Origin of the sequence: Streptococcus sp. A25, from assembly GCF_043674095.1 — a bacterium.
Taxonomy (GTDB): Bacteria; Bacillota; Bacilli; order Lactobacillales; family Streptococcaceae; genus Streptococcus; species Streptococcus suis_V.
Map to the genome: position 1 here is coordinate 1 of NZ_JBIMJO010000005.1, position 25,158 is coordinate 25,158.

Consider the following 25,158-nt stretch of genomic DNA (forward strand, 5'->3'; position numbering starts at 1 on the left):
ATCCTCCAGTTTTGTTTTTCTAACAGTATACTGGAGGAGGGAGTGAGTAGATAGATACCTTGTTATTGGGCGGTTACAAACTTTACAAAAGCCCTCTAATAGATTTGATATTGACGGTGTAAGATAGAGTCATAACAAAAAGGAGAATTGATTATGTCTTTAACGAATCGTCTTACAAAATTTGCTGTTCTTGGTTTGGCCAGTGTCGGCCTTCTGACTGCCTGTGGTCAGGCTGCTAAGGACACAGCAGACCAGCCTATTACAGTGGTTTCCCGTGAGGAAGGGTCAGGAACCCGTGGTGCCTTTATTGAGTTGGTGGGAATTGAGTCTAAGGATGCCAATGGCGAAAAGGTGGACAATACAACTAACCAAGCTATTGTAACCAACTCTACAGCGGTTATGTTACAGACAGTAACCGGAGATACCGCGGCTATCGGCTATGCCTCACTTGGTGCGCTTGACGGCAACAGCAAACCATTGGAAATCGATGGTGTCGCTCCAAGTATTGATACTATCAAATCTGGTGAATACAAGATTGCCCGTCCATTTAATATCGTTACAAAGGATTCTATTAGCGAAGCTGCTCAAGACTTCATCAGCTTTATTATGAGTTCTGATGGTCAAGCAGTAGTTGAAAAATCCGGCTATATCCCAGTCGATGCCAAAGCAGCGTACCAGGCTAAGACAAAATCAGGTAAGGTCGTGGTAGCAGGTTCAAGCTCTGTTAACCCAGTTATGGAAAAATTAAAAGAAGCTTATCAAGCAGTCAATCCAGACGTAACTGTGGAAATCCAGCAAAGTGACTCCTCAACAGGTGTGACAAGCGCCATTGAGGGCTCTGCTGATATTGGTATGGCATCGCGTGAATTGAAGGATTCAGAAAGTTCAGCTGGTGTATCAGCTACACCAATTGCCATCGATGGTATTGCAGTAATTGTCAATAAGGAAAATCCATTGTCAGGTTTGACAGTACAAGAAGTGCAGGATATTTACACTGGTAAAGAAGCCGAGTGGTCAACCTACATTTCTAAATAAGGGGAGTTTATGCGTCAGTTCCGAGAAACCGGCATGCAAGCAGTCTTTTTTCTGGCTGCCTGCATTTCCGTTTTATCCGTAGTATTTATTTGTATCTTTCTATTTTCAGCTGGTTTGCCAGCCATCCAAGAAATCGGTTGGGGAAATTTCCTGTTTGGCTTAGATTGGCGACCGTCTAATCAACTTTTCGGTGTCTTGCCGATGATTGTGGGCTCCGTCTATGTGACCTTTGGTGCCCTGGTGCTCGGTGTACCAATTGGTATTCTGACAGCTGTCTTTCTGGCCTTCTTCTGTCCAGAAAAATGGTATCCAATTTTCAAGCGTGCGGTCAGCCTCATGGCAGGAATTCCCTCAGTTGTTTATGGTTTCTTTGGTTTAGTGGTCTTGGTGCCTTTTATCCGTAGCAATGTCGGTGGTCACGGGATGGGGGTTTTGACAGCATCCATTTTGTTGGGAATCATGATTTTGCCGACTATTATCAGTGTCTCTGAGGCAGCCCTACGTGCGGTTCCAGAAACCTATTATCAGGGTGGCTTGGCCCTGGGAGCCTCCCATGAACGGTCTATCTTCTTTATTATCCTGCCAGCAGCAAGGCGGGGGATTATGGCCAGTGTTATTCTGGGTCTTGGTCGTGCAATGGGAGAAACCATGGCAGTTATCATGGTGGCTGGTAACCAGGCCCTGATACCAAGTTCCTTGACTTCGGGAGTACGGACGCTGACGACCAACATTGTTATGGAAATGGGTTATTCAACGGATCTCCACCGTGAGGCCCTGATTGGAACTGCAGTTGTGCTCTTTGTCTTTATATTACTCATTAACTTGCTCTTCTATAGCATGAATAAGAAGGAGGCCTAGGATGTCATTAGTAAAACACCAAGCTTCGACTGACCGGACCTCTCTTATCTTGAGGTGGTTGGTATTTCTAGCGGCTGGTCTGGCAGGCCTTGCAACCAGCTTTATCGTTCTCTATATTTTGATCAAGGGCTTGCCCTATCTCAATCTGGAGCTCTTTTCATGGACCTACAATTCAACCAACGTGTCCATGCTACCAGCCCTTCTCAACACTGTTTTGATGGCTCTTCTGGCCCTCTTGATTGCCTTGCCAGTCGGGATTGGAGCCTCTATCTACCTAACAGAGTATGCCCAGCCGGACAATCCCCTAGTGACCATTGTTCGCTTGGCAACGGAGACACTATCAGGGATTCCGTCTATCATCTATGGTTTGTTTGGCGCCCTCTTCTTTGTCAAATTCCTTGGCTTGGGCCTGTCAATCATTGCAGGGGCTATGACCCTTAGTATCATGATTCTGCCCTTGATTATGCGGACAACCGAGGAGGCTCTCTTGTCCGTTGAAGATGGCTATCGGGAAGGAAGTTTTGCCCTTGGTGCTGGTAAATTGCGGACCATATTTCAGGTGGTTTTGCCCTCTGCCTTACCGGGAATTTTTTCAGGTGTCGTATTGGCCCTGGGCCGGGTTATCGGTGAGTCAGCAGCCTTGATCTTCACAGCAGGGACAGTAGCAGAAGTGGCGACCAATCTCACCAGCTCAGGTAGGACCCTGGCTGTCCACATGTATTTGATTTCGGGTGAAGGCATTTATGTCAATCAGACCTACGCAACAGCTGTCATTCTCTTGATTCTGGTCATTGTCATGAACCTCTTGTCTGAATGGATTGCAGTAAAATTAGGAAGAAATAGAAATGAGTAAACTAAGTATCCAAGGTCTGGATCTCTTCTACGGGGATTTTCAGGCTTTGAAGAATATCAATTTAGAAATTCTAGGCAATCAGATTACAGCCTTTATCGGGCCTTCTGGTTGCGGGAAATCAACCCTCTTAAAAAGTCTGAACCGTATGAATGATTTGGTCAAGAACTGCCGTTTAACGGGCAAAGTTCTGCTGGACCAAGAAGATATTTATGCGGAGATGAAGACGACAGTTCTCCGTAAGAAGGTTGGAATGGTTTTTCAAAAACCAAACCCTTTTCCAATGAGCATTTATGATAATGTGGCCTACGGACCTCGTACCCACGGCATTCGTAATAAGCTGGAACTGGATAAGATTGTCGAGCGTTCTCTTCGTCAGGCAGCTATCTGGGATGAGGTCAAGGACCGCCTCAATAAGTCTGCTCTGGGCTTGTCGGGCGGTCAGCAGCAGCGTCTCTGTATTGCCCGTGCCCTGGCTATCGAGCCGGAAGTTCTCTTGATGGACGAGCCGACGTCAGCTCTCGACCCGATTTCAACCGCCAAGATAGAAGAATTGGTGCTGGAATTGAAGAAGGACTATACTATTGTCATGGTCACCCATAATATGCAACAGGCCTTGCGGGTGTCTGACCAGACTGCCTTTTTCCTCTTGGGTGAGGTCGTTGAATTTGACAAGACAAGCAGTCTCTTTAGTATGCCAAAAGATCCACGTACGGAAGACTATATCACAGGGAGGTTTGGTTAATGCGTTCACGTTTTGAAAGCCAATTAGAAGAATTGCAAAAGGACATGGTCTACATGGGTGGTCTCTGTGAGGAGATTATCGCAGGCTCTGCCGACGGTCTCAATGGGCCAGAGCAGTTGAACTACGAAAAAATCCAGCAGACCTACCAGCAGATTGAGGAGCTAGAGCGGGATATCGAAGCCCGTTGCCTCAAATTGCTCCTGCGCCAGCAACCAGTTGCTCGGGACCTGCGCACCATTTCATCCGCCCTTAAAATGGTCTATGACATGAAGCGCATCGGCGCCCAATCCTCTGAAGTGGCGGACCTGATTCGCAACAATCCCATTGACCTGGTGGAAGAGATTCCTTTGGTTAAGAAAATGGCAGAGCAGGTCAGTCAGATGGTGGTGGGTGCCCTGGATGCCTTTATCAAAGAAAGTCACGATTTGGCCAGCCAAGTCGTTGCAAAAGACGATACAGTTGACCAATATTTTGGTACAATAAAAGAAAAACTGGCCACATATATCGGGAGCCACTCTGCAAATGGTGACCAGGCCATTGACCTCTTGATGATTGCCAAGTACCTGGAGCGCATCGGTGATCACGCCGTCAATATTGCCAAGTGGGTACAATTTTCTATCACGGGTCAATTAGAAGGGTAAGAAAATGATCTACTGTGTAGAAGATGATGATGCCATTCGTGAATTGATGATCTATAGCCTCAAGACTGCTGGTTTTGAGGCTAAGGGTTTTCCAGAGGCTGCTAGTTTTTGGGAAGGATTGGAGGAAGCAAGTCCTGATTTAGTGGTCTTGGATGTTATGATGCCAGGCCAGGACGGAATTTCAGTCCTCCAGGATCTGCGTAGGCAGACCAGGTGGCTGGCTATACCCGTCATTATGGCAACGGCCAAGGGGACTGAGATTGACAAGGTTCAGAGTTTGGACATGGGGGCTGATGATTACCTGGTCAAGCCCTTTGGTATGATGGAAATGATTTCCCGTATTAAGGCTGTTTTGCGCAGGACTCAAAAGCAGGAGGAGCAAGAGCTTGCCTTTGCCACGATTCGTATCAATCTAGCCAGTCACAAGGTCTATGTCCAAGACAGCAAGGTTGAATTGACCTTGAAAGAATTTGAATTACTGCACCTCTTCATGCGGTCGCCTCAAAAAGTCTTTACCCGTCAGGAACTCTTGGACAAGGTCTGGGGACAAGATTTTATGGGCGAGACGCGGACGGTCGATGTCCATGTGGGAACCCTGCGCCAAAAATTGGGCCAAGCCGGTCACCTGGTCAAAACAGTACGTGGAGTAGGCTATCTCTTGGAGCAAGACCATGACTAAACGGATTTTTCAAGCAGTATTTATGACAGCTATGGGGGTCTTTTTACTGACTATCCTCACTGTCCAGGTCTACCTTTATAATTATTTTAACGGTCAATTGGTCGATCATTTAGTTCAAGAAACCCAGTTGGTGGCAGAGGCGGTTGAAAATGAAGGCATAGACTATCTGCAGCACATTGCTCCTGGTGAATACCGTTTTACCTGGATAGCTCCTGACGGCAGTGTCATCTATGACTCCGAAAATGATGCCTCACAAATGGACAATCACAGCCAGCGCGAAGAAGTCATTCAGGCTAAAAAAAATGGAATCGGCCAGAGGGTCAGGTATTCTAGTACCCTGTCTGAAACCCTCATTTACTCGGCACGGCTCTTGCAAGACGGCAGTATCGTCCGTCTTGCAGTTTCCCACAGTACGGTCTTTGATTTGATGCAGCAGATGTTTCCCTGGTTTGCCGTCTTGGGGTTTGTGTCGCTTCTGACTTCCTACGTCCTTGCCAAATACACGGCTCAAAAATTACTCCGGCCCTTGGAAACCATTGACTTAGAGCGACCCTTGAAAAATGATGTTTATAAGGAATTGCATCCCCTGCTCAAGCGACTGGATTTTCACCAGTCTCAATTGGCTGAAAAAGAGAGTCTCCTGCGGCAGAAACAGGATGAATTTGATACTATCATTTCCAAGATGAAGGAGGGGTTAGTCATCGTTGATAACCAGGGCCGGTTAGTCATCTACAATGAGGCGGCTCGTAATCTTTTAGAATTGGAAGAGTCAGCCCTCTCCAGACCCATTGCTATTTTTCAGCGCCAATCGGCCTTGAAGGACTTGCTGACGGAGTTACTGGATGGTCAGAAAACAGATACAATTGTCGAATTGCAGGACCACCAATACAAGGTCATCGGACGTCCGATTTGGTCGGAGCAGCAGCAATCAGGGGCCGTTCTTCTCTTTTTCGATGTGACCGAGCAGTATTATCTGGAAAAATTGCGGAGGGAGTTTACAGCGACGGTTTCCCACGAATTGCGGACACCGCTCCACATTCTATCTGGCTATTCTGAAATCCTGCAGTCGCGCATTGCCTCGCCAGATGATGTTGTCGTCTTTGCCGAGAAGATTCACCAGGAATCCCAGCGCATGATTCAACTGGTAGAGGATATTCTCCAATTGGCCCAGTTGGATGAAGGTAGACATATCCGAAAAGAGGATGTGCAATTGACTGACCTGGTCCAGCAGGTTTTGGCTGGTCTGGAAGACAAGGCGGTGCAGAAAAATGTCGCTTTGAGCTTTACGGGTCCCCAGATTTCCTATCATGGAAATCCTGTCCTACTCCAGTCTATTATTTTTAATCTGTGTGACAATGCCATTAAATACAATACCGAGCATGGACAGGTCCATGTTAGCCTCAGTCAGACAGATGAGGCTATTAGCCTGGTTGTAGAAGATACTGGTCTGGGCATCTCACCGATAGACCAGGAACGCATGTTTGAGCGCTTTTATCGGGCCGACAAGAGCCGTTCCAAACAAGTGGGCGGTACTGGTCTCGGTCTCTCCATTGTCAAACACGCCCTTCAAGTCCACGGCGCTACCATCCACGTCCAAAGCCAGTTAGGTCAGGGAACTGTGATGAAGGTGAAGTTTCCGAAATAAAATAAAAACTGTATTCACAGCTCAACATCTTTAGCTAAGGCTAGTTTTCTGCCACTCAGCGTTCGTTTTTCTCGAAATACAGTCAGTATTACATCAAAAAACAGCCTTGATTTGTAAAAAACTATCTCTTTTCTAAATATACTTTGCTTGTGAACACAGGTTTTAAAAAGCATGAAAATCATCAGATTTTCATGCTTTTTATTTTCTCTTCTGTTGGGGTGACACGGAGGGTCTTCTGACCACGGTAGGTCACAAAACCTGGCTTGCCACCTGTCGGCTTATGGAGTTTCTTGGCTTCAATCATATCGACTTGAACCAGATTGGAATGTCTGGCCTTGGAGAAGTAGGCGGCCAACTCAGCTGCGTCTGTCTTGACCTCGTCGCTTGGGTCCAAGTTGTCTGTGATGACCACATGGCTGCCAGGAATGTCTTTGGCATGGAACCAAAGTTCGCCTTTCTTGGCCATTTTGAAGGTCAATTCATCATTTTGCAGGTTATTTTTTCCGACCAGAATAATGGTCTTCCCGTCCGTCGCCAAGTATCGCTCAGGTTTCTGGCGTTTATGGATTTTCTCACGATGACGGCGTTTGAGGTAGCCTGTTTCAATCAATTCCTCACGGATTTCATCGATTTCTGCCAGACTCGCCTGTCCTAGCATGGTATCAACGGACTCCAGATAGACAATGGTCGCCTTGGTCTCCTCAATCAAGCTGGTCAAGTGCTTGACCGCCTCCTTGAGTTTCTGGTATTTCTTGAAGTAACGTTGGGCATTCTGGCTAGGAGTAAGAGCCACGTCCAACTCAATTTCTAGCTCCTCGCCCGTATAGTAGTTGTCCAACCGTACACTCGGTTGGTCATTGGGCACCTGATGCAGATAGGTGGTCAAGAGCTCTCCCTTTTGCCGCACCAACTCCGCACCTTCCGTATCCGCCAATTCCTGCTCCTGTTTGACCAACTTTTTGCGATTCTTCTCCAACTCACTGGCCACCCGCTTGATCAGCTCATTGGCCTGCTGGGCCACCCGATCCCGCTCCGCCTTGTCCTGATAGTAGAAGTCCAGCAGACTGCTCAGGCTCTCAAAGTGTGGCTGGTTTTCAGGGCTATTGGCAAATGGCAGAGCAGCATAGGACTTGTCCGTTAGGGTAGGCTGTGTAGCTTGGTCAAAAAAGGCATGGAAGTTCTTCAGGCGGTCTGTCTGCAAATGTTTGGCCAGTTCAGAAGCCGTATCCCGCCCCAAACCTTGAAAGACCTGTTGGAGATTTTTTGGACTCAGTTCTTGAGTCGATAGGATTTCAAATAATTTCTCATCAGACACCGTATAAGGATTGAGAGAATGCGTCTCTGGTGGACGAATGTAGGTGGAACCTGGCAAGATGGTTCGGTAGGAGTTTTGCGAGAAACCAACGTGCTTGATAGCCTCGATAATTCGCTGCTCAGACTTATCCACCAAGATGATATTGCTGTGCTTGCCCATGATTTCCACCATCAAGGTAGCTTGGATATGGTCGCCAATCTCGTCCTTGTTGGACACCGAAAATTCTAAAATGCGGTCATTGTCCAACTGACGAATCTCCTCGATAATGGCACCCTGCAAGTATTTTCGCAGAATCATGGTAAAGGTATTAGGCACTTTTGGATTGGTAAAGTCCGACTGGGTCAGCTGAACTCGTCCGAAAACCGAATGGGCAGACAGGAGCAGCTTATGGCTCTGACGGTTGCTGCGGATGTTGAGGACAATCTCCTGTTCAAAGGGCTGGTTGATTTTCTGAATCCGCCCACCTTCTAAGTTAGCCCTTAACTCAGCCGTCATGTGATGTAAAAAAAATCCGTCAAAAGACATGGTAGACCTCTTTCTCTTCCTAGAATCTAGCTTTTTCTAGTATAGCATATTTTGGGGGCTGACAACATGTTAAGGAATTTTCAGAAAATTTGTTCAAAATCCTTGACAAATCCTCCAAGACCATCTATAATCGTATGTAATCAGAAGAAGTAGTAAAGCAGAAGTCTTCAGGGAGCCTGTGGTGCTGGGAACAGGTGGCGGAGTTTTATGAAATGGGCTGATGTGCAGAATTGTCTGTCTTCAGACTTAGGTGCACAAATGATTGTTTGGCATAACATACTTTGCGTAGACTGTTTTGGCTGAGTACGAGGCAGGTCGACGCAGCTTATACTGGCGGTATAGCAAGGAGAGCTAACAAAGTACTCAGTCAAAACAGTCATGCAAATGAACTTAAAACAATGATAGTTCGGTCCGCACACCTTACAGTGCAACTCCTTGTTAGAGGAGATGAGATATGGGAGGATTCTAGACAATTCCCATAAGTGAGGTGGCACCGCGTCATTGACGCCCTCGCATACGATTTTAGTATGCGTGGGCTTTTTCTATACAAAGGAGATTACATTATGATGAAACGATGGCGTAGCTTACAGATCTTGAATTGACGAAATAGATACAATTGTTTTAATAAGAAAGAGGTTTATGATGAAAAATAAAAAATTGATGGGTGTGTTGATTGCATTTTTTGCGATTATTGTGGCTGTAGTGATTTCAAATCAGAATAAACAAGAGACCACAACAGAGACTGGGACGGAATCTCAAACCGTTAAAATCGGAGTTCTCCAATATGTGAGTCACGCTTCCTTGGACGAAATTTACAAAGGAATCGAAGCTGGTCTCAAAGAAGGCGGCTACGATAAGGATGTCAACCTAGAAATTGATTTTATGAATGCTGAAGGCGACCAATCTCAAGTGCAAACCATGAGTAAAAAATTGGTCGATAATGGCAACGAATTGCTGATTGGTATTGCGACACCAGCAGCCCAAGGCTTGGCTAATGCGACTAGCGATCTGCCAATCATCATGGGAGCTGTAACAGATCCGGTCGGTGCCAACTTGGTTGCTGATTTGAAAAATCCTGGTGGCAATATCACTGGTGTTTCTGACCAAACACCAGTAGCAGATACTATTGACTTGATTAAACAAATCACCCCAGAGGCAAAAACAATCGGTGCTCTCTTCTCATCAAACGAGGACAACTCAAAGGCCCAAGTTGCTGAATTTAAGGCGGCAGCTGAGGCAGCAGGCTATGAAGTTATCGAGTATGCAGTTCCTTCTTCAAACGAAATTGCCTCAACAGTAGAAGTTGCCTCAACCAAGGTAGACGCCTTCTTCACACCAGTTGACAATACCATTGCATCGGCTTTCTCAACAGTCGTTTCTGCAGCCAACAAGTCTAAAAAACCAATCTATACTTCTGTAGAGGATATGGTCGAAGGTGGCGGTATCGCATCTGTAACCCTCAGCCAATTTGACCTAGGTGTTGCTACTGGTAAAATGGCTGCCAAGGTTCTTGACGGTGCTAAAACAGCTGACACACCAGTTGAAGTCTTTAACCAAGGTACCGTTGTCGTCAACCAAAAAGTAGCTGATGAACTTGGCCTTACCCTTCCAGCGGAGATTGTTGAAAAAGCAAGCCGCGTGATTAAATAAACGAAATTTTAGAGAGAATTATGATCCTTTCCACCATTTCCCAGGCCCTGCTTTGGGCCATTCTTGGTCTTGGTATCTTCATGACCTTCCGTATTTTGAACTTTCCAGATATGACGACAGAGGGTTCCTTTCCCTTGGGCGGAGCAGTGGTTGTGACCTTGCTTACTCAGGGTGTCCACCCGATTCTTGCGACCTTAGCTGCTGTTTTGGCAGGCTGTTTGGCAGGGCTTGTGACCGGTCTCCTGTATACCAAGGGGAAAATTCCAACCCTCTTGTCGGGGATTCTGGTTATGTCTTCCTGCCATTCCATTATGCTCTTCATCATGGGGCGAGCCAATCTGGGCTTGCTCAATATCAAGAGTTTGCAGGACCTCCTGCCTTTTGATAGGGAGACAAATGGATTGATACTAGGCCTAATGGCAGTTGTGGCTGTCATCTCTGCTCTGCTATTCTTCCTAAATACCCGCCTGGGTCAGGCCTTTATCGCTACGGGTGACAATCCCGACATGGCGCGCAGTTTTGGCATTCATACCAGCCGTATGGAGCTTATGGGTCTGATCCTCTCCAATGGAGTCATCGCCCTTGCTGGTGCCCTCATCGCCCAGCAGGAGGGTTACGCGGACGTTTCGCGCGGTATCGGTGTCATCGTGGTCGGCATGGCCAGTCTCATCATCGGTGAGGTTTTGTTTGATAATGTGACAATGGCGGAGCGTTTTATCACCATTGTGGTGGGAGCGATTTTCTACCAGTTCTTGATTTTGGGTGTGATTTCCCTGGGAATCAATACCAGCTACCTCCGCATTTTTTCGGCCCTCATCTTGGCAGTCTGCCTCATGGTCCCTGAAATCAAAAATAACATCCTGAAAGGAGCCAGCTTGACCAAATGAATGCAATCGTTGAACTAAAAAATGCGCGTGTGGTGGTCAACAATGGCCTGGACCAGGAGCGAGTGATTCTAAAGGATGTCAATCTGACTATCTACCAAGGGGATTTTATCACTATTCTCGGTGGCAATGGTGCTGGTAAGTCCACCCTCTTCAATGTCATAGCAGGTACCCTGCCCTTGACCAGTGGAACAGTGTCTATCTTGGGCGAGGATGTGACCAAGTGGCCAGCGGAAAAGCGGGCCAAGTACCTGTCCCGGGTCTTTCAGGATCCCAAGATGGGAACGGCACCTCGGATGACTGTGGCGGAAAATCTTTTGATTGCCAAGTACCGTGGCCAAGGTCGTGGGTTGGCTCCTCGGCAACTTCCCCAGCATTTGGAAGAGTTTGAGGCGACTCTAGCAAAAATTGGCAATGGTCTAGAAAAGCATATCGCTACTCCAGCTGGTTCCTTATCGGGTGGCCAGCGTCAGGCTCTCAGCCTCTTAATGGCCTCTATCGTCAAGCCAGAGCTGTTGCTCTTGGATGAACACACGGCGGCCCTTGATCCAAAGACCAGCCAGTCCCTCATGAATTTGACGGATAGCCTGATTGCCGACCAGGAGCTGACTGCCCTTATGGTCACTCACCAGATGGAGGATGCTCTTAACTTTGGCAATCGCTTGATTGTCATGAAGGATGGTCAAATTATCCAAGACCTCAATCGCCAGCAAAAAGCGGATATGCAATTGGAAGATTACTATAAATTCTTTGAGTAATAAGTCTGGAGCGATTCAGGCTTTTCTTATCAATAAATACCAATAATTAGTGATTTATGTTATACTATAACTAACGAAGCTGTATAGGAGGAGTAGTTTATGCCTCAAAATCGAAAGGAACGTTTATTTTTTGGGATTTTAATGTCAGCGATGATGGGATTTGTGATGACCGTTTATAACTTATGGTGGGCAGGTCGCTTACAATTAACTATTTTGTTGCCATCTTATTTTTTGGGAGTGGTTGTCTCTTTTATAGCATCGCAATTTGTCAATCCTTTAGCCATCAGATGGATCAATTTCATCGGACCAAAATTACCTTCTGAAAAGCATATTTCCTTTGCTATGATTAGTTTTCGGTCTGTTGCAATGGGGTTAATTATGGGAGTATTTGGCATGTATATGAGTCACCTTCCCTTTCATTTACCGATTTATGGTTTCCGCTTTTTGAGAAATATTATTCTATCACTTCCCTTAAGTTATTTTATTGTCAATCCTCTTGCGAGACGTATCCTAGTCTCAGTGAGGGGAAGGAACAGTTAGACACTGGCTTTGCTGGTGTTTTTTCATTTTTTAGAGATTTTTTGCTATACTAGACATATGAAAATTTCAATTACTACAACCTCTACACACTATCAATTAAATGTGGCATACTCCGTTTCTGCATCTTTGACAGAAACATGGGATTTACTGGCTACAGACGCTGGTTTTGCCAAATGGTTTCCAGAACTCCATATTGAAGGACAAAAGTTGGTCTTTGAAATGGAGGATTTCCGTGGGGAGATGGACTTGTTGGCCTATCGCGAACCGAATGAGATTGTCTATACTTGGGATACTGCTCGGGTTGGTTTTATTCTGACAGAGCAAGAAGGTGGGAGTCACATTGCCTTTGAGGAAATCATTCCTAAGGATTTTGGCAATGAATTTGCGACGGCTGAAAAAGATATGACCGGTTGGCTGGTCCAGCATGAATGTATTCAAGCCTTGCTTGAGGGGGCTGAAGTGCCAGAACAGAAACCCTTGCAAGAAAAGTGGTCGCACTTTGTTCAAGAACAGATTTAGGAGAAAATCATGCACAATATTACTTGCCCGCATTGTGGAACGGCTTTTCAAGTTAATGAAACAGAATACAGCCAGCTTTTGGCTCAGGTTCGTGGTGTGGAGTTTGATAAGGAAGTTCATGATCGTTTGGCGCGTGAGACAGAGTTGCTGGCTCAGAAGGCTGAAAATGACTTGCAGGCTAAATTGGCTGACAAGGATAAGGCTATTTTAGAACTGACAGCTAAGGTTGAGCAGGTGTCTAGTCAGACGGAACATGAGGTCAGCTCTGCTATTGCTCAAAAGGATAAGGAGTTGATGGCACTTCAGGCTCAGCTGGACAAACTGACTAGTCAGACGGAACATGAAATTAGCTCTGCTATTTCCCAAAAAGACCAAGAAATCCTAGAGCTAAAGGCAAAATTGGAGCAAGTGGGTCTGTCCAAGGATTTGGAGTTGCAGCAGGCAGTGGCTCAGGTTGAGAAGGAGCGGGATGCGGCCCAGAATGCCTTGGTTTTGCAGGAGCAGAAGCAGGAATTGGCGCTGGCGACCACTCGGCAGGAGTATGAGGTTCAGCTCAAGGCGGCTAGCGAGCAGGTAGAGTTCTATAAGAACTTCAAGGCCCAGCAATCGACCAAGGCTATCGGTGAAAGTTTGGAATTGTATGCTGAGTCGGAGTTCAATAAGGTTCGACAGTTAGCCTTTCCCAATGCTTATTTTGAAAAAGATAATCAAGTGTCGGCGCGTGGGTCCAAGGGCGACTACATCTACCGCGAGACGGATGAAAATGGTGTAGAAATCATTTCCATCATGTTTGAGATGAAAAATGAGGCGGATGACACGGTTAAAAAGCATAAGAATGAGGACTTTTTCAAAGAATTGGACAAGGATCGTCGTGAGAAGAACTGTGAATATGCGGTGCTAGTGACCATGCTAGAGGCGGATAACGATTACTACAATACGGGGATTGTTGATGTCAGCCACAAGTACGAGAAAATGTATGTGGTTCGTCCTCAGTTTTTTATACAGTTGATAGGACTTTTACGCAATGCGGCGCTCAATAGTTTGAAATACAAGCAAGAGTTGGCCTTGGTCAGAGAACAGCATATCGATATTACCCATTTTGAAGAAGATTTGGCGACCTTTAAAACAGCCTTTGCCAAGAACTACCAGTCAGCCAGCACCAATTTCCAAAAAGCCATTGACGAGATTGATAAGGCTATCAAGCGGATGGAGGCGGTCAAAGCTGCTCTGACAACTTCAGAAAATCAGCTCCGTCTGGCCAATAACAAACTGGATGACGTCACGGTCAAAAAGCTAACCCGTAACAATCCAACCATGAAAGCCAAGTTTGAGGCGTTGAAGGGGGAAAAACAATGAACACCATCGACCTAAATCTGCCTGTTGCAGAGATTATCAACCAGCACCCAGAAGTCAAGGATATTCTGGTGGAGCTTGGTTTCAAGCCTTTGGCCAATCCTGCCATGCTTCACACAGTTGGAAAGGTAACCAGTCTGAAAATGGGTTCTAAAATGACCAAGATTTCGTTGAAACAAATCCAACAAACCTTAGAGTGGAATGGGTATCAGGTAGTAGGAGGCAATGATGAGTGAACAGCGAATAGATATTTTAAAAAATATCCTTTTGGACCTGCACAACGGAGCTAGCGCGGAGTCCGTTCAGGAACAATTTAATCAGCATTTTACAGGTGTGTCAGCGCTGGAAATTTCGATGATGGAACACGAACTCATGTCCAGCGATACGGGGATTACCTTCGAAGATGTTATGGGCTTATGTAATGTTCATGCCAATCTTTTCAAGGGAGCTATATCGGATGTCCAAGTGGCAGACATGGATCAAGAAGGTCATCCTGTTTATGTCTTTAAACAAGAAAATCTTGCACTTCGTGGAGCTTTATTGCGCATTCGTCGGATTTTAGAGCAGTATGAGCAAGTGGAGGAGGAAGAAGTGCGCGACCAACTTCTCCAAGGTTTGCAACGTCAATATAAATTGTTAGGTCAGTTTGACCATCATTATACGCGCAAGGAAAAACTCTTCTTTCCAATCATGGAGCGCTATGGTCATGATGCGCCACCCAAGGTAATGTGGGGCGTAGATGATGATATTCGTCTGCTCTTTAAGGAAGCCCGCAAGGCTTTAGATACCTTGCCAGATGGAGATATAGAAACTGTTCGTCGAACTTTTGAAAGTTTCGCCACTGAGTTTGAAGAGATGATTTTCAAGGAAGAAGCGATCTTGCTAATGATTTTGCTGGAGACTTTTACACAAGATGATTGGTTGCAGATTGCCGCTGAAAGTGATGCTTATGGCTACGCAATTGTGAAACCTACAGCAAAATGGGTTCTCCATCGGGTTTCTTTTGGAGAAATAGCAGAGCAGACTGACACACTGTCGACACCGCAGGCAAGCGATCCCAATGTGAGGGTGATTGATACGCCAGAGGGACAGTTTACTATCTCCTTCACACCAAAAGAACCGACCACATCAGTTCTGGACCCTGCTAGTCCACAGCCTTTTGGCAATGGTTATTTGACTCTTGAACAAGCGAATCTCATCCTTAATCATTTACCATTGGAATTAACCTTCGTGAACAAGGATGACATTTTCCAATATTACAATGATAGCCATCCAGTTGAGGAAATGATTTTCAAGCGGACACCTAGTCAAATCGGACGCAATGTCGAACTCTGTCATCCACCGAAAATTGTTGACAAGGTCAAAAAAATCTTTGAACTCCTGCGCAGTGGACAGAAAAATGAAGTGACTATGTGGTTCAAAAAGGATGAAGAAACCTTTGTTTATGTCGTTTACAAGGCGGTTCGTGATCAAGAAGACCAATTTCAAGGCGTCTTAGAATATGTTCAAAATATCCAATCCTATCGGGAACTAGACAGTGATTTTTCTAGAGAGATTTAGTTACACCTATCATATTACTTAAAGATGTCTTGTGTTTATCTATACAGAGGAGTGTGACATGATTAGAATAGTTCATTTAGAGGCTTGTCATATTGAGAAGCTAGTTCAGGCTTTTTAGAGCAGGGCTGGCCGTCGCGGAAGGCAATCCTGGAAAGTTATTTGACGGAGCAGGAAGAAGGTGAGCACCAGGTTTTGGTAGCTGAAAATGAGCAGGCCTGTCTGGGTTATATTACCCTTGTCAAATGTCCCAAGAAGGGGCGATTTTCTCAGACAGGTATTCCTGAAATTGTCGATTTTACTGTCTTTGAACATTTTCAGGGTCAGGGAATTGGCTACAGATTATTGGATGCTATCTGCCAACTTGTATCCGATTTTACATCCCAGATAGGGATAGGTGTTGGTTTGAATGCTCATTATGGCAAGGCTCAGAAACTTTATGTGCAAAACGGTTTTATTCCGGATGGGACTGGTGTTTGGTATGAGGACAGCCCTCTGGCAATTGAAGCTTCTGCCTACAACGACGATAACCTCTCTGTATTTTATCAAGCCACTGGAAACATGATATCATGCTTTATTGAGATTTTAATAGAAAAAATAAGAAGCTCTAGATAAGGTTGGAATCCATGTCCAGCCTTTTTTGTTACATAAAATTTCAGGGATTATCCATGGAAAGAATTCCCAAAACTACCTCAATCCTAGCAACCTATGCTATAATAGATTTAGAAAACAAAAGGAGATATACTATGAAAACTATTCACACAGACAAAGCACCAGCAGCTATCGGCCCGTACGTTCAGGGTAAGGTCGTAGGTAATCTGCTCTTCGCATCAGGCCAAGTACCCCTATCACCAGAAACGGGTGAAGTGGTTGGTGAGACCATTCAAGAACAGACCGAACAAGTCTTGAAAAATATTGCAGCCATCCTAGCAGAAGCTGGAACAGACTTTGACCACGTTGTCAAAACAACATGTTTCCTCAAGGATATGAATGATTTTGTACTCTTTAATGAGGTCTATAAAACAGCCTTCTCATCCGATTTTCCAGCCCGCTCAGCTGTAGAAGTTGCTCGCCTGCCACGCGATGTGAAGGTTGAAATCGAAGTCATCGCCGTTGTTGAATAAATCAGAAAAAGGAGGTCTAGCCATGGCAGACAAACTCCAACTAGTTATCGTGACAGGGATGTCGGGAGCCGGTAAGACAGTCGCTATCCAGTCCTTTGAGGACCTGGGCTACTTTACCATTGACAATATGCCACCGACCCTATTGCCAAAATTTATCGAGCTCATCCATGCCAGCAAGGACAATAACAAGATTGCCCTGGTTGTCGACATGCGGAGCCGGTCCTTCTTTGCGGAAATCCGTGAAGTTCTAGATGACCTGGAAACCGCAGAAGACCTGGACTTCAAGATTCTCTTCCTGGATGCCACGGATAGTGAATTGGTGGCCCGCTATAAGGAGACCCGCCGTTCTCACCCTCTGGCTGCAGACGGCCGAGTTCTCGACGGTATCAATCTAGAGCGCGAACTTCTAGCTCCCTTGAAAAATATGAGTCAGAATGTGATTGATACCTCGGATTTGACACCGAGAAACCTACGTATGGCCATCTCTGAGCAATTCGCTAGCCAGGACAATCAGCCGTCTTTCAGGGTGGAAGTCCTATCCTTCGGATTTAAGTACGGCCTACCTCTAGATGCGGACCTGGTCTTTGACGTGCGTTTCTTGCCAAATCCATATTACAAGCCCGAACTGCGCAATCTGACAGGGATGGACCAGCCGGTTTACGATTACGTTATGGACCACCAGGAATCAGAAGAGTTCTACGGCCATTTGATAAGCTTGATCGAGCCAATTCTGCCAGGTTACCAGAAGGAAGGTAAATCAGTTCTGACCATAGCAGTCGGATGCACGGGCGGTCAACACCGCAGTGTAGCCTTTGCCAAACGCCTAGCAGAAGACCTAGAGAAAAACTGGCTTGTCAACCTGAGTCATCGGGACAAAGACAAGCGGAAAGAGACGGTCAATCGGTCATGAGAAAGCCAAAGATTACGGTTATCGGAGGAGGAACGGGGATTCCTGTGATTCTCAAAAGCCTGCGCAACAAGGATGCGGACATTACAGCTATCGTGACGGTGGCAGATGACGGAGGCTCGTCTGGTGAGATTCGCCATGCCCTCCAGGTTACACCGCCGGGTGATTTGCGCAATGTCCTCCTGGCTATGTCAGATATGCCCAAGCTCTATGAGCAGATTTTCCAGTACCGATTTGATGCCAGCGACGGTCCCTTGGCAGGGCATCCGCTGGGCAATCTCATCATCGCTGGGATTTCTGAGATGCAGGGATCGACCTACAATGCCATGCGGCTCTTGACCCGCTTTTTCCATACGACAGGGAAAATCTACCCTTCCAGTGAGCATCCGCTGACCCTCCATGCCGTCTTTACTGATGGGACTGAGGTGGTCGGTGAAAGTAAAATTTCCAAGCATCCAGGCATGATTGGGCATGTATTTGTCACCAATACCTACAATGATCAAACCCCAACAGCCAGTCCGCAGGTAGTGGATGCCATTATGGACAGCGATTTGGTGGTGCTGGGACCTGGCTCCCTCTACACCTCTATTCTACCCAATCTTATGATTCCCGAGATTGGACAAGCTCTCAAGGAGACCAAGGCGGAGGTGGTCTATGTCTGCAACATCATGACCCAGCGCGGGGAGACGGAGTTCTTCTCAGATGCTGACCACGCTGCGGTCCTCAATGCCCATCTGGCCTGCCGGTTTATCGACACCGTCCTGGTCAACATCGAGCCTGTGCCACAGGACTACATGGATACCCACCAGTTTGATGAGTATCTAGTCCAGGTCAAGCACGATTTTGCAGGGCTTCAGGACCAGGCGCGGCGCGTGATTTCGTCGAATTTTCTTCGTTTGGAAAATGGCGGAGCTTTTCACGACGGTGATTTTGTAGTAGAAGAATTACTCAATATCTTGCAGGTGCGGTCATGAGTTTTACGATACAAGTCAAGGAAGAATTGCTGATTCAGTCCAGTCAAAATAAGTCGGAGTTGTCGGCCATGATCAAGCTGGCAGGCAGTCTAGGTCTGGCATCGTCAGGTTTGACCCTGTCCATTACGACTGAAAATGCCAAGATTGCTCGGCATGTCTATGAAATGCTCCAGACCTTTTACCAGATTAAGGCGGAAATCCGTCACCACCAACGGCAAAACCTTAGAAAGAATAGGATTTATTCTGTTCATATCGAGGACGGGGTCAATGATATTCTCAACGACCTCTATCTGGCAGATAGCTTTTTCGGCTTGGAGACGGGGATTTCACCGCTGGTATTGGAAAATGATTCCTGGAGCCAGGCCTATCTGCGTGGTGCCTTTTTGGCGGCGGGCTCTGTCAAGGACCCTGAAAAAGGTAAGTACCAGCTGGAAATTGCCTCGGTCTACAGCGACCATGCTCTTGACTTGGCGGACTTGATGCAGAAATTTCTGCTGGATGCCAAGGTGATTGAACGAAAAAAAGGGACCATTACCTATTTGCAACGAGCCGAGGATATCATGGATTTCCTCCTGGTCATTGGGGCAGAAGAGGCAAAGACCGAGTTTGAAAATGTCAAGCTCCTGCGCGAGGCCAGAAACGATCTCAATCGTGCGACTAATGCCGAGGCGGCCAATATTGCCAAGACAGTCACTGCTAGCATGAAAACCATTAACAATATCAGTAAGATTATGGAGACCATTGGACTGGACCAGTTGCCTGGAGATTTGCAGGAAGTGGCCCAGCTCCGCATCCAGCATCCTGACTATTCTATCCAGCAATTGGCGGATAGCTTGACCAACCCGATTACCAAGAGCGGTGTCAATCACCGCCTGCGGAAAATTAATAAGATAGCTGAGGAATTGTAGGGAGTGGATAGCCTGTATTCAGGCTATTTTTTATGTAAAAATTAGCCCTTTACCAAACTGAGGTTCTCGTTGATTTTTAAAAAAAGAGGTTCTGTAGGCAGCAAATTTTGTAGTAGAATGTTTAAACGAAATAATAGTTACAGAATAGTTGTTTATCATTGCAAGTTTTTTCTATATATGGTAGAATGTTGGCAGAAGTTTTTGTGCTCACAACAAAATGTGGTGTCGAATTGATATGGACGTTTTGGGACCAGATTTAGCTTGTGATTGTTGATAGATATGTTTGTACACATAGGAGATTTATATGAAATTTGATCAAAAACAACGTTTTTCGATTCGGAAGTATTCATTTGGTGCTGCTTCTGTTTTATTGGCAAGCGTGTCCTTTATGGCCACTCAAACAGCATCTGCTGAAGAAGTGCCGGTTTCGTCGGATGTTAGTCCAGTGATTACGCCTTCAACATCAACGGTAGCGACTGCTCCTTCAGTTGATCCTATTGCTGCCACAGAAACTACGGTAACCACAGAAGCGACAGCGGAAGCAGTGACTCAACCAACTGACACGACAGGAACGACCTCTTTGAGATCGATGCCACAGTCAGGGAACACCCAAGCTGTTTCAAATCAAGCAAGCCAAACGACGCCAACTGTAGCATCAACAGAACCAGTAGCCCCAAATGTAGCACCTTCAGGTAGTTATGTCTTTACTCAGGCTACAGGTGTTAAGAGTGAGCCAAAGATTTCAAGTCCAGATTTGGCACGCTATGAAAAGGGGCAAACGGTTAATTATGACAGTGTGGTAACTGCGGACCAGCATAAATGGTTAAGTTACATTTCTTATGGCGGAAATCGACGCTATGTTTCTGTAGGAACGGTTGCGCCGACAACGCCCGTAAATACTCCTGTTCAGCCATCCGCATCTACGACATCAGTATCCGGTGGTTCAGCATCTCAAGGGCAGTACAATGTCTTCAATAAAGTTGTCTACTTAGATGCAGGACATGGTGGTAGTGATCCCGGTGCTGTTTATTTTGGTAAAAATGAAAAGGATTTGAACCTACAGATTCAGAATCGTGTAAAATCAAAGCTTGAAGCGCAAGGTTTCCGAGTGGAATTGACTCGAACGGCAGATAGCTCTGTTGGTTTATTGCCGCGTTCTGAAAAAGCCAATCGGACTTCTTCAGATATTTTTGTAAGTATTCATTTTAATGCTTCGACGTCTCCTTCTGCTAATGGGATTGAGACTTACTATTATCAGTATTTTCCAGAGTATCCTGCGCGAATCAATAGCCAGTATCACAATGATGCTCAGCGCATAAATTTGAGTGCAAGTTTGGCAAACAGCATCCAATCTAATCTAATTACCAATACTGGTGCTCGAAACGGTGGAGTGATGCGGAGAACTTTCCAGGTCTTGCGTGAGACGACTGCTCCCGCGGTCTTGCTAGAGTTGGGCTATATGTCCAATAGTGCAGAGTCAGCAAAAATCTCGTCCGCAGCTTATCAGGAAAAATTGGTTGATGGAATTGTCAAAGGAATTTCTGACTATTATAAGAAACATGCAGGTTTGCCAGCAACAACCCCAGCGCCAAAACCAGCCGAAGCTTCTAAACCAGCAACTACACCGGCAGTAGCCAAGCCAGCCGAAACGCCAAAAGCAACTGTTATCGCAGGTAAGGTATCGGCTAGTGTTACCAATACAGCAACAGGTTTCAACGTGGCACTTTCTAATGTTCCATCAACAGTTTCCAGTGTTGTAGTTCCAGTTTGGTCAGCTAATGGTGGTCAGGATGATATGAAGGTCTACCGTGCTAACCGTCAGTCAAACGGTCAATATACCTTTGCAGTAGCGACTAAGGACCATAAAAACGACACTGGCACTTACAATATGATTGTTTACGGACAAAATGTTCAGACTAGGAAGCTGGATACCCTCCTCAGTGGCAGTCATAACTATTCAGCTACCAGTCAATCATCGACTGCTCCAGCCGTATCTAAACCAGCCGAAGCTTCTAAACCGGTCTCTACACCAACAGTAGCCAAACCAGCCGAAACTTCTAAACCGGCAACTACACCGGCAGTAGCCAAGCCGGCCGAAACGCCAAAAGCAACCGTTATCGCAGGTAAGGTGTCGGCTAGTGTTACCAATACAGTAACAGGTTTCAACGTGGCACTTTCTAATGTTCCATCAACAGTTTCCAGTGTTGTAGTTCCAGTTTGGTCAGCTAATGGTGGTCAGGATGATATGAAGGTCTACCGTGCTAACCGTCAGTCAAACGGTCAATACACTTTTGCAGTGGCGACTAAGGATCATAAAAACGACACTGGCACTTACAATATGATTGTTTACGGACAAAATGTTCAGACTAGGAAGCTGGATACCCTCCTCAGTGGCAGTCATAACTATTCAGCTACCAGTCAATCATCGACTGCTCCAGCCGTATCTAAACCAGCCGAAGCTTCTAAACCGGTCTCTACACCAACAGTAGCCAAACCAGCCGAAACTTCTAAACCGGCAACAACACCTGCAGTAGCCAAGCCGGCCGAAACGCCAAAAGCAACTGTTATCGCAGGTAAGGTATCGGCTAGTGTTACCAATACAGCAACAGGTTTCAACGTGGCACTTTCTAATGTTCCATCAACAGTTTCCAGTGTTGTAGTTCCGGTATGGTCAGCTAATGGTGGTCAGGATGATATGAAGGTCTACCGTGCTAACCGTCAGTCAAACGGTCAATACACTTTTGCAGTGGCGACTAAGGATCATAAAAACGACACTGGCACTTACAATATGATTGTTTACGGACAAAATGTTCAGACTAGGAAGCTGGATACCCTCCTCAGTGGCAGTCATAACTATTCAGCTACCAGTCAATCATCGACTGCTCCAGCCGTATCTAAACCAGCCGAAGCTTCTAAACCGGTCTCTACACCAACAGTAGCCAAACCAGTCGAAACTTCTAAACCGGCCACGACACCTGCAGTAACCAAGCCGGCCGAAACGCCAAAAGCAACTGTTATCGCAGGTAAGGTATCGGCTAGTGTTACCAATACAGCAACAGGTTTCAACGTGGCACTTTCTAATGTTCCATCAACAGTTTCCAGTGTTGTAGTTCCAGTATGGTCAGCTAATGGTGGTCAGGATGATATGAAGGTCTACCGTGCTAGCCGTCAGTCAAACGGTCAATACACTTTTGCAGTGGCGACTAAGGATCATAAAAACGACACTGGCACTTACAATATGATTGTCTATGGACAGAATAGCCAGACTAGGAAGCTAGACACACTTCTAACTACCAAACATGATGTCAAATCAACGACCTCGCAAGCATCGCAACTAGCCAAACCGTCCCAACCTTCTACGCCTGCAACGACACCTGCAATAACAACTCCTCAAACGACAACGACTGCTCGTTCAAAGACAATCTTTATTGATCCAGGTCATGGTGGTCGAGATTCAGGGGCGTCTTATGGCGGAGTATATGAGAAAAATCTTGTTATGTCAGTTGCAAACAAGTTGAAAAATAATCTATTGCAAATGGGATACAACGTTTTGATGTCGCGTACAGGTGATGCTTATGTTGACTTTGTTACAGAACGTTCTCGTCGTGCAAATCAAAGTAATGCGGACTTGTTTGTTAGCTTGCACTTCAATGCCACTGGTGCGGGAATTACTAATGCAAGTGGTATTGAGACCTACTGGTATCAAGCTTATCCTGAGTACCAACCAAAAATCAATCAAGCCAAGCATAATGATCCAACACGATTAGCAGAGAGTCAGGTTCTTGCTAATAAGGTTCAAGCCAACCTGGTTCGCGAGACTGGTGCGGTAAACCGAGGTGTAAAACGAAATACATTTGCTGTACTTCGCGAGACAGCAATTCCTGCTGTTCTTGTTGAGATGGGCTTCATGGATAATCCAACAGAGCTTCAAAAAATCAAACAAGATTCTTATCATGTTCGATTGGCAAAAGCTTTAGCGCAAGGAATCAATGAATGGTATGGTGCAGTTGGGGGAAAGTAGTTGTTTCTGAACAAGGCGCAAATCACCGTCAGTCATCTAATGACACTCTTGTTCAGACATCAAAAAATCAACAATTATTTATCAATAGTCTTGTATCAGCTGCTAAAACCACGGGTCTAGTTCCGAGTGTGGTAATGGCCCAGGCTATTCTTGAGTCAGCATGGGGCACATCTCAATTAGCTACCCAAGGGAACAACCTTTTTGGAATCAAGGCAGACGCCTCTTGGAAAGGTAAGACGGTATCCAAACAAACGACAGAGTTCCGTAATGGGAAAGCTGTCCAAGAAACTGCACGCTTTAGAGCCTACAACTCCGTAGCAGAAAGCATCCAAGATTACAGTAAATTCTTTACGTCATCACCTTGGAGAACACAAAATTACAGAGCCTATACCCAGGCCAAAGATTATCAAACGGCAATTGCTGCTTTGCAAAAATCAGGCTATGCAACAGACCCAAAATATGGAGAAAAATTACTGTCCTTGATTCAAAGATATGGATTGAACAAGTTTGATAACTAAGGATTTTACCCATAGGATAAGTCATCATTTTTGATGGCTTTTTCTGTGTTGCCTAATGTCTGTACCTTTGTCAATGATGTGAGACCAAAAATGTTATTTTGAAGATAACTATTTGTTAAGCTTTACTAGGAGCTAGCTCCTAGTAAAGCTTTTCTGATATCGATAGGAGATTTCCATCCTAAAGTTTGCATAGGGAGTCGATTAGAACGATAAAGATAGGTTTTCATCTGCTTGATCAGATCGTCATAGGAATAGAAGACCAAGTGCTGGTAGAAACGTCGATTGTCATTTCGGTGACTGCGTTCAACCTTGCCATTATGCCTGGGTGTTCGAGGACGAATCAGCTTGTGCTCAATACCAAGTTCCTGACAAAGTAAGTCTAGTGGGTGCACTTGTTTGGTTTCTTTGAAATGAGTGAACTCGAAGCCATTATCCGTTTGAATGATTTTTGGTTTGTAGCCAAAGTGTTTGATAGCCAATTTGACGAACTGAACAGTTGAGTGGGAAGACTGCTCTTTGAAAGGGAATATAAATCGTTCTCGACTGGCTTCATCAATGACGGTATACTGGTAGAACTTGTCAGGCAGTTTACCTGTGTAGCAGTGAGTCGGTACATATTTGACATCCATCTGCCACTTGATACCGAGTTTAGTCGGAGTGTCATATGGTTTTGGTACATAAGGTTTATTCTTTGTTTTAGGGGATTTGAAGAAGTCCAGCTTTCTCAAGATTCGAAAGAGTGAGCAAGGGTGTCTATCATATCCCTTATTGGTTTTGAGTTTGTAGAAGATTTCGATGAGGGTTGCGTTTGGATTTCTTTTGATGCAGTTTTTAATCCATGTTAGCTCTTGCTGGGTATGAGCCTTTGGATGCGGTGTTAGAGGGCGATGAGAACGGTCTTTCAGCGATTCTTTTGTGCCGTCGAATCGCTTATTCCAGCGCATGAGAGAGGCTTTTGAAACTTTGTATCGTCGACAGATGAAGGCGACAGAGGCACCATTTTGGTAGGTTTTAACCGCGTGGTAACGTGTTTCTAGAGTATGTGGTAAATAGCGAAGATTTTGTGATATACTAGTCATGAGAAGATTCCTTTTTGGTGAGTGGTGGTACTCTTATCATATCAAGGAATCTTCTTTTTGACTTCTATAAGTC

24 protein-coding genes are annotated in these 25,158 nt (G+C 45.6%); 22 read left to right on the plus strand and 2 right to left on the minus strand.

Annotated features, from left to right (window positions below; translation table 11 throughout):
* Positions 1 to 153: 153 nt before the first annotated feature.
* Genes ACHBID_RS03020 through ACHBID_RS03050 form a run of 7 tightly spaced genes read left to right on the plus strand, consistent with a single transcriptional unit; the run spans position 154 to position 6,453 of the window.
* The gene (locus ACHBID_RS03020) at positions 154 to 1,035 is read left to right on the plus strand and encodes an extracellular solute-binding protein (protein ID WP_105110944.1); all 882 of its coding nucleotides are present in this window, start codon (positions 154 to 156) and stop codon (positions 1,033 to 1,035) included.
* Positions 1,036 to 1,044: 9 nt separating this feature from the next.
* The gene (pstC, locus tag ACHBID_RS03025) at positions 1,045 to 1,893 is read left to right on the plus strand and encodes a phosphate ABC transporter permease subunit PstC (RefSeq protein WP_105161098.1); all 849 of its coding nucleotides are present in this window, start codon (positions 1,045 to 1,047) and stop codon (positions 1,891 to 1,893) included.
* Between the two features lies 1 nt (position 1,894).
* On the plus strand, positions 1,895 to 2,746 hold the full coding sequence (pstA, locus tag ACHBID_RS03030; protein WP_105161099.1) for a phosphate ABC transporter permease PstA: 852 nt from the start codon (positions 1,895 to 1,897) through the stop codon (positions 2,744 to 2,746).
* Positions 2,739 to 3,488 carry a phosphate ABC transporter ATP-binding protein PstB gene (gene pstB / locus ACHBID_RS03035; protein ID WP_105161100.1) on the plus strand — a complete coding sequence of 250 codons (750 nt, stop codon included), beginning with the start codon at positions 2,739 to 2,741 and terminating at the stop codon, positions 3,486 to 3,488. The genes pstA and pstB overlap by 8 nt, the downstream gene beginning before the upstream one ends.
* Complete coding sequence (phoU, locus tag ACHBID_RS03040; protein WP_105161101.1) at positions 3,488 to 4,129, plus strand: phosphate signaling complex protein PhoU; 642 nt, start codon at positions 3,488 to 3,490, stop codon at positions 4,127 to 4,129. Before pstB ends, phoU begins: the two co-directional genes overlap by 1 nt.
* Before the next feature lie 4 nt (positions 4,130 to 4,133).
* On the plus strand, positions 4,134 to 4,808 hold the full coding sequence (locus ACHBID_RS03045; RefSeq protein ID WP_105110939.1) for a winged helix-turn-helix domain-containing protein: 675 nt from the start codon (positions 4,134 to 4,136) through the stop codon (positions 4,806 to 4,808).
* Positions 4,801 to 6,453 carry an ATP-binding protein gene (locus ACHBID_RS03050; RefSeq protein WP_105110938.1) on the plus strand — a complete coding sequence of 551 codons (1,653 nt, stop codon included), beginning with the start codon at positions 4,801 to 4,803 and terminating at the stop codon, positions 6,451 to 6,453. The genes ACHBID_RS03045 and ACHBID_RS03050 overlap by 8 nt, the downstream gene beginning before the upstream one ends.
* 181 nt (positions 6,454 to 6,634) lie before the next feature.
* On the opposite strand, the gene ACHBID_RS03055 is transcribed toward ACHBID_RS03050, so the two are convergent.
* On the minus strand, positions 6,635 to 8,293 hold the full coding sequence (locus tag ACHBID_RS03055) for an NFACT family protein (RefSeq protein WP_394731527.1): 1,659 nt from the start codon (positions 8,291 to 8,293) through the stop codon (positions 6,635 to 6,637).
* Between the two features lie 642 nt (positions 8,294 to 8,935).
* Here ACHBID_RS03055 and trpX point away from each other — a divergent pair.
* The 15 genes from trpX to ACHBID_RS03130 all read left to right on the plus strand — a co-directional run bounded on the left by trpX (position 8,936) and on the right by ACHBID_RS03130 (position 24,006).
* Positions 8,936 to 9,943, plus strand: a complete 1,008-nt coding sequence (gene trpX / locus ACHBID_RS03060) for a tryptophan ABC transporter substrate-binding protein (RefSeq protein ID WP_394731526.1) — start codon at positions 8,936 to 8,938, stop codon at positions 9,941 to 9,943.
* Between the two features lie 20 nt (positions 9,944 to 9,963).
* Complete coding sequence (locus tag ACHBID_RS03065; protein WP_105110935.1) at positions 9,964 to 10,830, plus strand: ABC transporter permease; 867 nt, start codon at positions 9,964 to 9,966, stop codon at positions 10,828 to 10,830.
* Positions 10,827 to 11,585 carry an ABC transporter ATP-binding protein gene (locus ACHBID_RS03070; protein WP_105110934.1) on the plus strand — a complete coding sequence of 253 codons (759 nt, stop codon included), beginning with the start codon at positions 10,827 to 10,829 and terminating at the stop codon, positions 11,583 to 11,585. The genes ACHBID_RS03065 and ACHBID_RS03070 overlap by 4 nt, the downstream gene beginning before the upstream one ends.
* 99 nt (positions 11,586 to 11,684) lie before the next feature.
* Positions 11,685 to 12,125, plus strand: a complete 441-nt coding sequence (locus ACHBID_RS03075) for a hypothetical protein (protein ID WP_394731525.1) — start codon at positions 11,685 to 11,687, stop codon at positions 12,123 to 12,125.
* Positions 12,126 to 12,182: 57 nt separating this feature from the next.
* Positions 12,183 to 12,644, plus strand: coding sequence for an ATPase (locus ACHBID_RS03080; protein WP_394731524.1), 462 nt, complete (start codon positions 12,183 to 12,185; stop codon positions 12,642 to 12,644).
* A 9-nt stretch (positions 12,645 to 12,653) separates the two neighbouring features.
* Entirely contained in the window at positions 12,654 to 14,000 is a 1,347-nt protein-coding gene (locus ACHBID_RS03085; RefSeq protein WP_105161108.1) for a DUF2130 domain-containing protein, read from the plus strand.
* Positions 13,997 to 14,233, plus strand: coding sequence for a DUF1858 domain-containing protein (locus ACHBID_RS03090; RefSeq protein WP_125265808.1), 237 nt, complete (start codon positions 13,997 to 13,999; stop codon positions 14,231 to 14,233). The genes ACHBID_RS03085 and ACHBID_RS03090 overlap by 4 nt, the downstream gene beginning before the upstream one ends.
* Entirely contained in the window at positions 14,223 to 15,557 is a 1,335-nt protein-coding gene (locus ACHBID_RS03095; RefSeq protein ID WP_394731523.1) for a DUF438 domain-containing protein, read from the plus strand. Before ACHBID_RS03090 ends, ACHBID_RS03095 begins: the two co-directional genes overlap by 11 nt.
* A 159-nt stretch (positions 15,558 to 15,716) precedes the next feature.
* Positions 15,717 to 16,169 carry a GNAT family N-acetyltransferase gene (locus ACHBID_RS03100; RefSeq protein ID WP_394731522.1) on the plus strand — a complete coding sequence of 151 codons (453 nt, stop codon included), beginning with the start codon at positions 15,717 to 15,719 and terminating at the stop codon, positions 16,167 to 16,169.
* A gap of 131 nt (positions 16,170 to 16,300) precedes the next feature.
* Positions 16,301 to 16,678, plus strand: coding sequence for a RidA family protein (locus ACHBID_RS03105; protein ID WP_125265809.1), 378 nt, complete (start codon positions 16,301 to 16,303; stop codon positions 16,676 to 16,678).
* Between the two features lie 22 nt (positions 16,679 to 16,700).
* Positions 16,701 to 17,588 carry an RNase adapter RapZ gene (rapZ, locus tag ACHBID_RS03110; protein ID WP_105110929.1) on the plus strand — a complete coding sequence of 296 codons (888 nt, stop codon included), beginning with the start codon at positions 16,701 to 16,703 and terminating at the stop codon, positions 17,586 to 17,588.
* Entirely contained in the window at positions 17,585 to 18,559 is a 975-nt protein-coding gene (locus ACHBID_RS03115) for a YvcK family protein (protein WP_105161111.1), read from the plus strand. The genes rapZ and ACHBID_RS03115 overlap by 4 nt, the downstream gene beginning before the upstream one ends.
* Positions 18,556 to 19,467 carry a DNA-binding protein WhiA gene (whiA, locus tag ACHBID_RS03120; RefSeq protein ID WP_105161112.1) on the plus strand — a complete coding sequence of 304 codons (912 nt, stop codon included), beginning with the start codon at positions 18,556 to 18,558 and terminating at the stop codon, positions 19,465 to 19,467. The genes ACHBID_RS03115 and whiA overlap by 4 nt, the downstream gene beginning before the upstream one ends.
* 304 nt (positions 19,468 to 19,771) lie before the next feature.
* Positions 19,772 to 23,488 (plus strand): N-acetylmuramoyl-L-alanine amidase, encoded by a 3,717-nt coding sequence (locus tag ACHBID_RS03125; protein WP_394731521.1) that lies wholly within the window; start codon positions 19,772 to 19,774, stop codon positions 23,486 to 23,488.
* Positions 23,461 to 24,006, plus strand: coding sequence for a glycoside hydrolase family 73 protein (locus ACHBID_RS03130; RefSeq protein WP_394731520.1), 546 nt, complete (start codon positions 23,461 to 23,463; stop codon positions 24,004 to 24,006). The genes ACHBID_RS03125 and ACHBID_RS03130 overlap by 28 nt, the downstream gene beginning before the upstream one ends.
* 125 nt (positions 24,007 to 24,131) lie before the next feature.
* Here ACHBID_RS03130 and ACHBID_RS03135 read toward each other — a convergent pair whose 3' ends face one another.
* Entirely contained in the window at positions 24,132 to 25,085 is a 954-nt protein-coding gene (locus ACHBID_RS03135) for an IS481-like element ISSsu8 family transposase (RefSeq protein ID WP_394731519.1), read from the minus strand.
* Positions 25,086 to 25,158: the final 73 nt, after the last annotated feature.